The sequence below is a fragment of the Nannocystis punicea genome (assembly GCF_026965555.1).
In the GTDB taxonomy this organism is placed as follows: Bacteria; Myxococcota_A; Polyangia; order Nannocystales; family Nannocystaceae; genus Nannocystis; species Nannocystis punicea.
On sequence record NZ_CP114040.1, the window covers coordinates 11,894,865 to 11,907,870 of the forward strand.

A 13,006-nucleotide genomic window follows, 5' to 3' on the forward strand; every position below is an offset into this window, starting at 1 on the left:
GCCCGGGCCTGTGAAGCTCATCATCCAGATCCCCTGCCTCAACGAGCGGGAGCACCTGCCGGCGACCTTCGCCGACCTCCCGCGCGCGCTGCCGGGGATCGACAGCATCGAGGTCCTCGTCGTCGACGACGGCAGCACCGACGGCACCGCCGAGGTCGCCGAGCAGCTGGGCGTCCACCACCTGCTTCGCTTCCCCGGCCACCGCGGGCTCGCGGCCGCGTTCCAGGCCGGCGTCGACGCCTGCCTCGCGCTCGGCGCCGACATCATCGTCAACACCGACGCCGACAACCAGTACCCCGGCGCCGACATCGCCCGCCTGTGCGCGCCGATCCTCGAGGGCCGCGCGGACCTGGTGGTGGGCGACCGGCAGACCGACCAGATCCCGCACTTCGGCCCGCTGAAGCGGCTGCTGCAGCGGTGGGGCTCGCGCGTGGTCCGCCGCGCCTCGGGCACGACGGTGCGTGACTCCACGAGCGGCTTTCGGGCGATGAACCGGCGGGCCGCGGCGGCGCTGTTCGTACACAACCGCTTCACCTACACCCTCGAGTCGATCATCCAGGCCGGCGCCGCCGGCCTGACGATCGCCGACGTGACGATCACGACCAACCCGGAGACCCGCCGCTCGCGCCTGTTCCGCTCGATGGGCAGCTACGTGCGCCGCAACGGCGCCGTCATCGTCCGCTCGTACGGCATGTACTGGCCGGTCCAGACCTTCGGCGTGATCGCCCTGCTGCTGCTCGCGTTCGGCCTGACCCTCGGCGGCCGCTTCACCTACTACTACCTGTCCCGTTGGCCACAAGAGAGCGGCCACACCGAGTCGCTGCTGGTCGGCGTCGGCGCGGTGGTGCTGGCCTTCCTGGTCGCGCTGATGGCGTTCCTCGGCGACCTCAGCGCGGCCAACCGGCGGCTGACCGAGCAGGTCCTGGCCCAGGTCCGCGGCCTGTCGGCGGCGCTCGCGGCCCGCGACGACGCGCCGGCGATCCCCGGCCACCGCCGCACCACCGCCGCCCCGTGGCGGCCGGAGGCGCGCGCGTGAAGGTCGACGTCGGCAACGTCGTCGGCAACGCCGAGGCGAAGTACGACCACCCCAACCCGATCGCCCGCCGCCTGGTCGCCGGGTTCAAGCGGGCCGTCGGCGACCTGTACCTTCGGACATGTCCCGAGAGCGTGCTCGAGGTCGGCTGCGGCGAGGGCCTCCTGGCCGACAGCCTGATCCGCCTGCGCCGCCCGGCCCGCTTCGAGGCCTGCGACGTCGACCTGTCGCGGCTGGCGCCCGGCCTCGACCCGCACCTGTCCTTCCAGACAGCCTCGATCTACCAGCTGCCGCACGCCGACCGCAGCGTCGACCTCGTGCTCGCCTGCGAGGTGCTGGAGCACCTCGAGGACCCGGCCGCCGGCCTGCGCGAGCTGGCCCGCGTCGCCCGCCGCGCGGTCCTGGTCAGCACCCCGTGGGAGCCCGTGTGGCGGGTCCTCAACCTCGCCCGCGGCCGCTACGTGCGCGCCCTCGGCAACACGCCCGGGCACATCCAGCACTTCTCGCGGCGGGCCCTGCTGCGCCTGGCCGAGACGCGCCTGCGCGTGGTCGAGGTGCGCCGCCCCTTGCCCTGGACGGTGATCCTCGGTGAGCCGCGCTGAGTCCTCTGAAAGACGGCACGGCCGCACGTCGCGCCCGGTGAACCGAATCGAGATGGATCTGTCCTTTCAGACAGATCCAGACTCGCCGCAGCCCCGGCGCACACGGTGCCATCGACGAGCTCGCGGAGCCCGGCGGCCCCGCGCCTCCGAGCTCAACCTGTCCTTCCAGACATCTTCCGCCTCACCGCCGCTTCGGCCGCCGCGGATCGCGCGGAGAAGCTTGCGATGACCGCGGCGCGCCCTCGCGGCCGGCTGCTCCGCCTGGTCGTTCGGACCTGGCCCTTCATTCTCGTGACCGCGCTCGGCCTGTGGCTGCTGTGGCCGGTGCCCGCCGGCGTGATGCCGCTGTCGGCCGACCACACTGTGCACCTCACCCGCGCCTGGCTCTACGGCCAGCAATTGGCGGGCGGCCACCTGGTCGGCTGGAGCCCGTTCTGGTTCTTCGGCTTCCCCCTCGGCGAGCTCTACCCGCCGCTCGGCGATCTGCTGGTGATCGCCGTCCGGGTCGTCACTCTGGGCCTGCTCGACTGGGCCCAGGCGTACGCGCTCGCCTTCACCCTCGTGTTCCTCCTGCAGGGCTGGGCCCTGCTGCGTTGCGGCCGCGCCCTCGGCCTCGGCCCGCTCGCCGGGGTCATCGCCGCCGCGCTGGCCCTGCTCGACGCCGGGGCCTACCGCGAGGGCGGGTGGGTCTACACCGTGACCTACGGCGTGTGGCCGCAGGCGCTCGCCACCAGCCTGGCCTACTGGGCGCTGGCCGAGCTGGCCCTGGCCGCACGTGTCCGGGAGGGCATGTCCCCGGGGACACATCACCGCCACCTCGCCCTCGCCGCCCTCGCCGCCGCCGGCGCGCTGCTGGCCCACCCGATGAGCCTGCCGATGCTGGCGCTGGCCGCCCCGCTGTGGCTGATCACCGTCGGCCTGCGCGGCGCGGGCTCGCCGGCGCCCGGGTTCGAAGTCGCGGACGCTCCACCTCTTGTGCCCGCGGGACCGCCCACCGGCGCGAAGGCATTGGCCACTGACGCGACCGCGCCTGTCCCTTCGGACACTTCCGCTTCAGTCGGCGCAGGTCGACATGTCCCTCCGGGCACTGCTGCCCCGTCTTCCCCCGCGGCCCACACGCCACCTGTCCCTTCAGACACCTCCGTCGCGCCCGCACCTCCTGCCTCCGACAGCCTCATCGCCGGGACGGGCATCTCCGCGACGCTCGCACCTCCTGCTTCGGAAGGTCTGATCCCCGGCGCGAATCGACCCGTCCCTTCGGGCACATCCTCCCCGGCCAGCGTCGCCACCGGCGCGAATCAACCCGTCCCTTCGGGCACATCCTCCCCGGCCAGCGTCGCCACCGGCGCGAATCAACCTGTCCCTTCGGGCACATCCTCCCCGGCCAGCGTCGCCACCGGCGCGCCACCCCCCGTCCCTCCGGATACCTCTTCCGCCGCCCCGTCTGGCCTCGTGGCCGAGAAGCCACCTGTCCCCCCGGACACACCCTCCCCGGTTCCGCCCCCCGGCCCCGCCGCTCCCGAGCAACCTGTCCCCGAGGACATCCCCCTTCCGAGCCCCCTCACTCGCCGCGAGCGGCTCGCCGGAGCCGCTCTCGACCTCGGCCTCGTCCTCGGCCTCGCCCTCGCGCTCGCGGCCTGGTGGCTATGGCCGATGAGCGCCCACCGCGGCTACATGGCGAGCTACGGCTGGCTCTACGCCCCGCTCGAAGCCATGCTGCGGATGCTGCGGGCGGGCCAGTGGACCCAGCTGATGGCGCCGGCGGCCGGGTTCACCGCGTTGCTCGGACTCGGCGTCGCGGCGGTGCGCGGCTCCGGCTTCCTCCGCTTCGTCGCCCTGCTCGCGCTGGTCCACTGGCTGCTGGCCAGCACCGACGTGTTCTGGACTGTGCGCCTCGACCGCCTCAGCAGCGGCTTCTCGCACATCCAGTACCAGCGCTTCCTGACGGCCGCCAAGCCGGGCCTGTTCCTGCTGGCCGGCGCCCTCGCCGGCGGCCTGGCCGTCATGGCCCGGAGGACATGGTCCAAGCGCCGTGTCGAGAGAGCCATGTCCATCGGGACAGCCGCGATCGCCGCCGCGCTGATCGCCTGGCTCGCGCGCGACGCCTGGAACCTGGCCCGGCGCCACGGCGTCGGCGTCGTTCAGACCGAGCGGATGCCCGGAGATCCGGCCTTCGCAGCCGCCTACGAGCAGTTCTTGCAGTGGGCCGCGAGCGCCCGCCAGGGCCAGGCCGCCGACTGGCGGATCGCGGTCCGCACCGACCGCAACGCCCACTGGTTCATGGACAGCCCGGTCTACACCGGGACCCCGATCTACAAGATCGGCTTCACCCCCGGCGACAACTTCGTCCACAAGCCCGAGTCCGGGTCCCCTCGCCTCCTCGACCTCGCCCAGGCCCGCTACCTGCTCACGCAGGGCGGCAGCGGGCCCGCGCAGGTGGCCAGCTTCGGCCCGCTCCGGGTGTTCGAGCGCCCCGGCGCCGCCGGCATCGCCCGCATCGACGGCCCCGGCGAGCTGCTCGTCGACGCCGCCGACCTGCAGGCCGGCCTCGTCCGCGTGCGCCTCGCCGGCACCGCGCCCGACTCCCGCCTGGTGTTCCACGTCGCCGGCTACCCGCGCTGGGACCTGTCTTTCCGGCCAGGAGACAGCGCCGCCGCGGAGGCGGTGCCGTGGATCGAGGTCCCGGTGGTCGGCGATGGCCCCACCGCCACGCCCGAGCAGCGCCTGCGCGGCGAGCTGCGCGGCGGCAAGGCCCTCGGCGACGACGGCAGCGAGCCGACCCTGATCGCCGCGCCCGCGCGCGACGGCGTGTTCGAGCTCCGCTACGCGCGCTGGCGCTGGTTCGACGCCGCCGGCTTGCTGGCCACTCTTGCCGCTCTCGCCGCATGTGTCTCTTTGGTCAGGTCGCCGCGCCTCGTCGACCGCCTGCGCCCGCTCGCCCGCAACCTCGCCCGCCCGGCCGTGCTGATCGCCGCCACCGCCGCGGTGCTGCTGCTCGCCGGCCTGCGCTGGCAGAGCGCCGCCGCCCGCGAGCGCCCGCTGGCCAGCGCCCGCGTGGCCGACGGCCGGGCCGCAGCCACCCACGCGCGCAGCGGCCCGCTCAAGACCGACATGCTGATCTTCCCGGCCGTCCTCGCCGACCCACGCCGCCCCACCGAGGTCGTGTTCTCCGGCGTCGCCCCCGGGCCCATGCTGGACGCCTGGTTCGCGCTCGACGACGACGACGCGAAACAGCGCCGCCGCGGCTCCTACCGCGTCCAGGTCGACGCCCGCCCGCCCGGCAGCGCCACCTGGACCCCCCTGGCCGACTTCACCGCCGCCCACCGGCCCGACCGCCAGCGCCCGCGCATACCTGTCCCCGAGGACATGCAGCACGCCGCCGACCTGGCCGTTCGCATCACCCCGTCCGGTGAAGCCCCGCCGAAGTTCGGCTTCGACGTGGTGCTCCCCGATCCGTGAATTCGGTTTCTGACCGAGCAAGTCCGTAGCGTGCAGCCGACGCGCAAGGCCGTAGAGCGAGCAAGTCCGTAGAGCCGACGCGCAAGTCCGTAGAGCGAGCAAGCTCGTAGAGCCGACGCGCAAGGCCGTAGAGCGAGCAAGCTCGTAGAGCCGACGCGCAAGTCCGTAGAGCGAGCAAGCTCGTAGAGCCGACGCGCAAGTCCGTAGAGCGAGCAAGCTCGTAGAGCCGATGCGCAAGTCCGTAGAGCGAGCAAGCTCGTAGAGCCGACGCGCAAGTCCGTAGAGCGAGCAAGCTCGTAGAGCTGAGGCGCAAGGCACCGGGCAGGCTGAGAACGAGCAAGCAGGTAGACCTCCCGCAGGCTCGTCCCCGACCGCGGCGCCGCTCGACCTCGCCCGCCCCACCGACTTCCGCTAAGCTGTCGTCATGCAGCCCGCTGTCCACGGCGCCACGCTCGCCGACCTGCTCGCGGTCGCTGACGAGAAGCCCTATTACGAGCTCCTCGACGGCGAGCTGAGCCAGAAGGCTGCCCCGCTCTTCCGTCATGGACGGCTGCAGCCTCGGATCGCCGGCCGCATCATCGACCACTTCGGCGACGACGCCGCCGAAGGCGAGCCCGGAGGCTGGTGGATCGGCACGGAGGTCCACGTCGAGCTCGCGCCCGACGAGGTCGTCGTGCCCGACGTCGTCGGCTGGCGCATCGATCGCGTCCCCGAGCCGCCCGCGGGTTTCCCAGTGAAGATTCGCCCCGACTGGATCTGCGAGATCGTGTCGCCCGCGAGCCCGTCGCGCGACACGGTCCGCAAGCTCCGGATCTACCACCGCGCCGGGATCCCCCACTACTGGATCGCCGACCCGGAGCAGCAGTCGTTGACCGTGTTCCGCTGGCAACCCGAGGGCTACCTCGTCGCGCTCACCGCCCAGCCGCCGGAGCAGGTCCGCCCCGAGCCGTTCGACGCCGCCGAGTACACCGTCGCCGCGCTACTCGGCCTCGGCAAGTAAAGCCTGGCTCGCAGCCTGTGCGACAGACCGGGGCCCTGGCTCCCGCCGAAGTGCCGACGGCGGACCAGCCTTCGAACGAACTCGAGGAGCGGAGCGGACCCAGCTCCGCTCGCCGTAACGACGACCAACCAGCGAGTGCACGTCGCCGCGCTGCTCGGCCTCGTCGAGTAAAGCCCGCCTCGCGGTCCTACGCGACGAACACGTGCCTCGCCTCCGCTGCGGTGCTGACGGCTGACGAGTCCTCGAACGAACTCGCGGAGCCGAGCGGACCTGACTCCGCTCGCCGTATTGACGATCAACCAGCCAGTGGATGAACTCAAGGACATGTCTTTCAGAGCATTACCCTGAAGAAATGTCTTTCAGAACATGCGACATGGCCGACGCTTCGCCGATGACCTCACCGCCGCCCGTCACCCCCGCCGCATGTCCCTGGTCTACCCGCCCCGCCGCTGGTATGACGCGAAGGACAGGTCCTTCGGTACACCCCGAGTCCAGGCCACCGCGACGACTTCGCTTCCGCGATCTCGAGCGCCGCTGTCGGGCCGCCGGGATCTTGCACAACTCGCTGCTCGTCTGGCCGCCGAACCGCTCGAGCGCGGTGGCGCGGGCTCGTGCGCGATCGTGGCGGGCGCGGCAGCGGGCCGGCCGGCCGCGCTCGCGCGGGCGGGCTGGCCTCGCGTGCCGCGGGTGATAGCCTTCTCGGACCGCGATGTCGGCCTTTGCGCCGCGCCGCCCTTTGCGCGACCATCTCCCTGCGTCTCCTCGCCGGAGGTTCCGTGCGCCGAACCGTCGTCCTCACCGCTCTCCTCGCCCTCGCCCTGCCGGTCCAGGCCGCGCACGCCGACGACGACTATCGCCCCTTCCGCCGCGGCACCGTCTTGCCGAGCTTCTCGCTCGGCGGCTCCTTCTCGCGCAACTACGGCGGCTCCCTGGCGGTCGGCGCCGGCGCCAGCTACTTCGTCGTCGGCGGCTTCGCCGTCGGCCTCCACCTGCGCAACGTCACCACCTTTTACTCGCAGTACTTCAAGGAGCAGGTCGGCCCCGACATCTTCGCCAAGATCCCGACCAACGAGTTCAGCCTCACGCCCAGCCTCTTGTGGGTCATCTACCGCGGCGAGCGGGTCGCCCCGTACCTCTCCTTCGGCGTCGGCCCCGTGTTCCTCAACAAGCACCGCGGCGTGATGGGCCAGTGGACCGTCGGCCCCGGCGTCATGTTCCGCGCCGGCAACTCGCTGTGGCTCGACCTCGGCCTCGGCCTCGGCATGCGCTTCACCAAGGATCGCTGCCAGGACGCCTACGATTACCTCGACCCGATCACCGACTACGCCTGCAGCTTCACCTGGGGCTTCCGCGCCGGCCTCGTCTTCGGCCTCGGGGGGCGTCGCCCGGCCCAGGCGCCCGCCCGGCCGTCGCCCCCGGCGCAATACACCCCGCCGCCCGCCTCCGCCTATCCGCCGCCGGCCCAACCTGGCCCGAACGCCAGCCCGCCTCCCACTCCCGCTGCGCCCGTCGAGGCCCCGCCCGAAGGTCCGCCGCCGCCCGCCACGCCCGCGCCGATGCCGGTCGAGACCCCCACGCCCGCGAATCCGCCCCCGGCCACACCTCCGCCGGCGAACACCCCGACCGAGACCGCGCCCGTGCCCCCGCCCGGCGAGAACCTGCCGATCCCGCCGCCCGCCTGAGCCCGCCTCGCAGCTCCCCACTCCGTCCGCCGAGCGAAAGCTGCCGAGCCCGCCTCCGCCTGAACGCGGGCTCGAAGCTCGTTCGCTCCCTCTGCCCCTGCCGGGCGAGAACCGCCTACCGCCTGAGCGCGGGCGAGAAGCTCGCCCGCTCCCCTGCCCCCTGCCGGGTGAGGACCACTTCCCGCCGAGCGCGGCTCGACACTCGCCCGCCCCCCGTACGCCGGGCGAGAATTGGCCGGCCCGCCTCCGCCCGAGCGCGGCTGGAAGCTCGACTCGCGCCCGTGCAGCCGACGCACTGCGTCTCGGCCTGCGAGCGCCATGCCCGTGCAGAACTCACTGAGCACGCGACGTCCTCGAACTCCGCTCGCGCTCGCGGTCGTCGTCCTCCTCGCGCGCCTGCGCCCTCGCTGCCACGAGTCGCCGATCGCGCCCCCTCGCGCCCTGCCCGTGATTCGTCGATCCTGCCGGCGTTGATCCGCCCTCTCGCGCCCCGCGTAACCTCGCCCGTGCCCGCCCGCCTCGCCGTCGCACTCGCCGTCAGCCTCCTGTCCTTCGGGACATCTTGCAAAAAGCAGCCCGCCGCCCCCGAGTCGGCCGCCCCGGCCGCTCACGCCGAGACCGCCTGGCGCGGCTGGGAGCCGGCGGTGTTCGCCGCCGCCAGGTCCGAGAACAAGATCATCCTCGTCGACGTGATCGCCAGCTGGTGTCACTGGTGTCACGTCATGGACGAGGAGACCTACGCCGACCCCGAGGTCGCCGCGCTCCTCGCCGAGCACTTCGTCGCCATCCGGGTCGACAGCGACGCCCGCCCCGACGTCGCCGAGCGCTACGCCGACTGGGGCTGGCCCGCGACCGCGGTCCTCACCAGCGACGCTCGCCCCGTGCTCGAGCTGCGCGGCTATCAGGACCCGCGGGAGTTCGCCGCCCTGCTGCGCCGCCTCGTCGCCGACCAGAAGGCCGGCAAGCTCACCGGTCGCGTCTCCCTCCCGGCCCCCCCGCCGCGCGGCGGCGACCTCGTCGAGCTGCGGAAGATCGCCAGCGACCAGCTCGACCGCACCTGGGACGACGCCCAGGCCGGCTGGGGTCGCAAGCAGAAGTACCCGCTGGCCGCCAACAACGAGTACAGCCTGCTGCGCGCCTACCTGTACCAAGAGACAGCCTGGCAAGAGCGCGGCCTCCTCGTCCTCGACCGCCAGCGGAGCCTCATCGACCCGGTGTGGGGCGGCATGTACCAGTACAGCGTCCACGGCGTGTGGACCGACCCGCACTTCGAGAAGATCGCCCCGATCCAGGCCGGCGCGCTCGAGAGCTACGCCCTCGCCTACCGCCGCACCCGCGACCCCAAGTGGCGCGCCGCCGCCGGCGACATCGCCCGCTACCTCCTGCAGTTCTGGCACGACCCCGACGGCGGCTTCTACACCAGCCAGGACGCCGACCTGCGCCTTCCGACAGGTCGCAAAGAACCTGTCCTCGGGGACGAGTACTACGCCAAGGACGACGCCGCCCGCCGCGCTCTCGGGATCCCCGTCATCGACACCCACGTCTACGCCGACCGCAACGGCGCCATCCTCCGCGGCCTCCTGCTGCTCGACGCAGTCGCCCCCGACGACGCGGTGCGGGCGGCCGCGCTGAAGGCCGGCGAGCGGCTCGTCCGCACCCACCGCGACGACCGCGGCGGCTTCCGCCACGCCGGCGACGACCGCGGCCTCCTCCACCTCGGCGACCAGGTCGAGGTGGGTCGCGGCCTGCTCGCGCTCTACCGCAGCACCGGCGATCCGAAGTGGCAGCAGCTCGCGCGCGAGCTCGCCGACTTCGCCCTGCGCGAGCTCGCCGACCCTGCCGGAGGCTTTTACTCCCACACCGCCGACCCCGAGGCGACCGGAGCCTTCGCCGAGCGGCGCAAACCGTTCGACGACAACGCGAGGATGGCCCGCTTCCTCCTCGAGCTGCACCGCGGCCTCGACCACGACGCCGACGACCTGCCCTACGCCAGGGCCGCGGAGCTGGCGCTCCGGGCGATCTCCCAGCCCGAGGCCGTCAAGGCGCAGATGCGCCAGGTCGGCGACTACCTGCTCGCGCTGGCCGAGCTGACCGCCACGCCGATCGACATCACCGTCGTCGGCCGCGCCGACGATCCCACCGCGCAGGCGCTCCTGCGAGCCGCCCTCGCCTTCGACGAGCCGCGCGGCAACATCAGCCTCAGCGCCCCCGGCACCCGCTACCCCGATTTAAAAAAGCCCGCGGCCTACCTCTGCACCGACACCGCCTGCTCGACCCCGATCACCGAGCCCGACCGCTTTAATAAGGGGGCCGAGGCCTTCCTGCGCGGTATTGCTCGGCCCTGAGCCGAGCCGATTGCGGCATCCGACCCTTGCCGCCGACAGCGGCGATCGTCGGCCGCGAGGCTTGCCGTTCGCGGCAATGGTCCGCTCGCATCCACTTCGCGCGGCCGTCCTGTCCCGATGCAGAAGTCCGCAGATCTAGGTCACAAACCCCGGCTCATCTCACTTCCTGTGGGCCCAGTTACAGTCGTGGGCGATGTTGCGCACTCATCGCCCCCCGATTGCCATCCTTCTGCTGATCTCCGCCTGCGGGGATCCCGGTGACCCGGTGACCTCTGCCAGCGAGGCCAGCAGTACGGACGACCTCAGCAGTTCCAGCGCGACTGGAGCAGACCCCTCCGAGACCGGCGACTCCCAGCCCACCACCTCTGAAGGCGGCGACTCGGCCTCCGACTCCACCCCGGGCACTTCAAGTGATTCGACATCGGGGCCGGTCAGCTCCACGGGCGTGGACACCGACACCACCGACGGCACCACCGGCGACGAGCCCTCGCCCTGGGACGGCGAGCCCTTGCCGCTCGAACCGCCCGGGAATTGGTCCTGGGTCCCGTTTCCGGACTCGATGTGCCGCGATGGTTCGACCACCGGCATCGGCGTGCGCTACGGCGACGGCGACGACCTCGTGATCTTCTTCGAGGGCGGCGGCGCCTGCTTCAACTCCGACACCTGCGCGCTCAACGAGCTGTGGAAGAACTTCGGCGAGTTCAAGTTCGACTCGTGGGCCCTGGGCATCGGCAAGGGCGGCATCTTCGACGACGACCCGCAGAACCCGCTGCGCGACTGGAGCTTCGTCTACGTGCCGTACTGCACCGGCGACGTCCACGCCGGCGACCGCGAGAACGTCGGCATCGACGGCGTGCTCGGGGCCCAGCAGTTCGTCGGCTACCGCAACGTCGCCGCCTACCTCGAGCGGATCGTGCCGACCTTCGCCGACGCCGGCCACGTGCTCGTCACCGGCAGCAGCGCCGGCGGCTTCGGGGCCGCGCTCAACTACGACCGGATCGCCGGCGCCTTCCCGGCCAGCGCGGTCACCCTGCTCGACGACTCCGGCCCGCCGATGTCCGACCAGTACATGCCGGTGTGTCTGCAACAGCTGTGGCGCGACCTCTTCAACTTCGACGCCACCTTGCCCGCCGACTGCGCCGACTGCTTCGGCGTCGACGGCGGGGGGATCTCCAACCTCGCCACCTACCTCGGCGAGAAGTGGAGCGAGCAGCGCCTCGCCCTGTTCTCGAGCGAGCAGGACGGCGTCATCCGCACCTTCTTCGGCTACGGCCTCGACGACTGCGACGGCGGCTCGTACAGCGCCAAGGACTTCGAGGCGGGCCTGTACGAGCTGCGCGACGACATCCTCGGCGAGGGCGGCGTGTGGGGCAGCTACTTCGTCCCCGGCACCGGCCACACGATCCTCTCCAGCCCCGCCTATTACACGACCGAGGTCGACGGCGTGCCGCTGACCGCGTGGATCGAGGCATTGCTCGCCGGCGAGGCGAGCCACGTCAGCCCCTGAATCAGCCGACCCGCGAATGCACAGTGTCCGACCCGTCGATCGACGCGTCGGACATTGTGCATTCGCACGAATATGAAACAATGCCCAGAGTTGGACTCGAACCAACCCCTCTTCGGTTTCAGCGAAGCGCTTCCACCCGGTTAGCTTTCTGGGCGCTGATACGGACCGCTGCGACGGCCCGCTGCCCTGCTCGAACGCCGCGAGGTCGCGGCGCGAGCCAGGAAGCGGGCCGGAGCGCACGCCAGGGCGGCTCCGTGGCCCGGAGCCGACCTGGCTACATAAACAGCGCCTGCGGCAGCAGGCGCGAGACCACGACCGAGCGCGCGGCGCGGAGCCGCGGGCGAGGGTCGAGATGCCGGGTCGCCTGCATGATGTCGAGGGTTATAGACCGACCCTTCGCCAATGTCAACAGTACGAGCCACCATTTCCGTATCGCCGCACCCGCGCGCGCTCCTGCGCTTGACCCCGGCGCGCCTGCGTGATGTCGTGCGAGTGGAAATGCGCCGAACCCTCTCCGTCCTGCTCTCCTTTGCGGCCGCCTGCGCCGCCCGTCCGGTCGAAGACGGCACCGAGGCCGGCTCGTCCACGACCTCCACCACCTCTACGACCGCCGTCACGACGACCCTCGAGGGCACCACGGCCGAAACTCCGACCACCGGCGAGAGCACGACCGAGGCGCCGCAGCCCTGCCTCGAGCACAACTACACCGGCGGTGCCCCGGGCGCGTGGATGCTGACCTGCGGGCTGCCCGAGCTGTGCGGAGGCGACGAGCCGCTGACGTTCTTCACCACGAGCCCCGACGCGCTCGCGCCCGGAGAGGTCGAGGTCGACGACCTCGAGCGGGCGCGCTGCATGGCCGCGGCCCTGCGCGATCGAACGCTGGGACAGATCACCTGGTGGCACGTGGTCGACGTCCAGGTCGTCTCGGCCCCGGTCTCGCTCGAGATCGTCTTGCACACGGCCTTCGTGCGCAGCGTGGCGGGCTCGACCCTCCTCGAGCAGGACGACACCTACGAGGGCATCTACGACCTGCGCCCGCCGGAGTTCTTCGCCGACTGCGCCGAGGGCGACGCGCTCGCAGTGTGGCTGTGCCTCGTCGACGCCATCGAGCCGCAGTGCCTGCCCGGGCCGCTGGGCTGCCCCAAGTGACAGGTGACCACTCGCGGCCATGGCTCCATCGCCTCGTCGGCGGTGGTGAGCCCCGGCGCCTGCCCGGCCCGATGACATGTCCCGAGTGACAGGCGACGACTCGCGGCCGTGGCTCCTTCGCCTCGTCGGCGGTGGTGAGGGTCCGGATCACCTTGCCGGGGCGCCGAGCACGAGCGAGTGCGGGGCACGATCCGTCCGCATGCGCACCCTCCCTGCGCACCTCCAAACC

The 13,006-nt window shown here is 72.1% G+C and carries 8 protein-coding genes and 1 tRNA gene; 8 read left to right on the plus strand and 1 reads right to left on the minus strand.

All coding sequences use genetic code 11. The features are described 5' to 3' along the window. The first annotated feature begins 10 nt into the window (after nt 1–10). From O0S08_RS45715 to O0S08_RS45745, 7 genes are all read left to right on the plus strand, one after another. Entirely contained in the window at nt 11–1,036 is a 1,026-nt protein-coding gene (locus O0S08_RS45715; RefSeq protein WP_269035824.1) for a glycosyltransferase family 2 protein, read from the plus strand. Further along, nucleotides 1,033–1,635, plus strand: coding sequence for a class I SAM-dependent methyltransferase (locus O0S08_RS45720; RefSeq protein ID WP_269035825.1), 603 nt, complete (start codon nt 1,033–1,035; stop codon nt 1,633–1,635). The genes O0S08_RS45715 and O0S08_RS45720 overlap by 4 nt, the downstream gene beginning before the upstream one ends. Before the next feature lie 225 nt (nt 1,636–1,860). Further along, nucleotides 1,861–5,094 carry a hypothetical protein gene (locus O0S08_RS45725; protein WP_269035826.1) on the plus strand — a complete coding sequence of 1,078 codons (3,234 nt, stop codon included), beginning with the start codon at nt 1,861–1,863 and terminating at the stop codon, nt 5,092–5,094. Between the two features lie 424 nt (nt 5,095–5,518). Then, nucleotides 5,519–6,094 (plus strand): Uma2 family endonuclease, encoded by a 576-nt coding sequence (locus tag O0S08_RS45730; RefSeq protein ID WP_269035827.1) that lies wholly within the window; start codon nt 5,519–5,521, stop codon nt 6,092–6,094. Between the two features lie 776 nt (nt 6,095–6,870). Then, nucleotides 6,871–7,776: a hypothetical protein gene (locus O0S08_RS45735; RefSeq protein ID WP_269035828.1), complete on the plus strand. Its 906-nt coding sequence runs from the start codon at nt 6,871–6,873 to the stop codon at nt 7,774–7,776. 506 nt (nt 7,777–8,282) lie between these two features. Beyond that, complete coding sequence (locus O0S08_RS45740) at nt 8,283–10,121, plus strand: thioredoxin domain-containing protein (protein ID WP_269035829.1); 1,839 nt, start codon at nt 8,283–8,285, stop codon at nt 10,119–10,121. A gap of 445 nt (nt 10,122–10,566) precedes the next feature. Next, nucleotides 10,567–11,628 carry a pectin acetylesterase-family hydrolase gene (locus O0S08_RS45745; protein WP_269035830.1) on the plus strand — a complete coding sequence of 354 codons (1,062 nt, stop codon included), beginning with the start codon at nt 10,567–10,569 and terminating at the stop codon, nt 11,626–11,628. 81 nt (nt 11,629–11,709) lie between these two features. Here the strand turns inward: O0S08_RS45745 and O0S08_RS45750 are convergent. Beyond that, nucleotides 11,710–11,782: transfer RNA gene (locus O0S08_RS45750), tRNA-Phe, on the minus strand. Between the two features lie 344 nt (nt 11,783–12,126). On the opposite strand from O0S08_RS45750, the gene O0S08_RS45755 reads away from it, so the two are divergent. Beyond that, nucleotides 12,127–12,777, plus strand: a complete 651-nt coding sequence (locus O0S08_RS45755) for a hypothetical protein (RefSeq protein ID WP_269035831.1) — start codon at nt 12,127–12,129, stop codon at nt 12,775–12,777. Nucleotides 12,778–13,006: the final 229 nt, after the last annotated feature.

Excerpts from the sequence above, each read along its gene's own strand:
- O0S08_RS45755 (WP_269035831.1), top strand. The coding sequence starts at position 12,127 with ATGCGCCGAACCCTCTCCGTCCTGCTCTCCTTTGCGGCCGCCTGCGCC.
- O0S08_RS45725 (WP_269035826.1), top strand. The coding sequence starts at position 1,861 with ATGACCGCGGCGCGCCCTCGCGGCCGGCTGCTCCGCCTGGTCGTTCGG.
- O0S08_RS45730 (WP_269035827.1), top strand. The coding sequence starts at position 5,519 with ATGCAGCCCGCTGTCCACGGCGCCACGCTCGCCGACCTGCTCGCGGTC.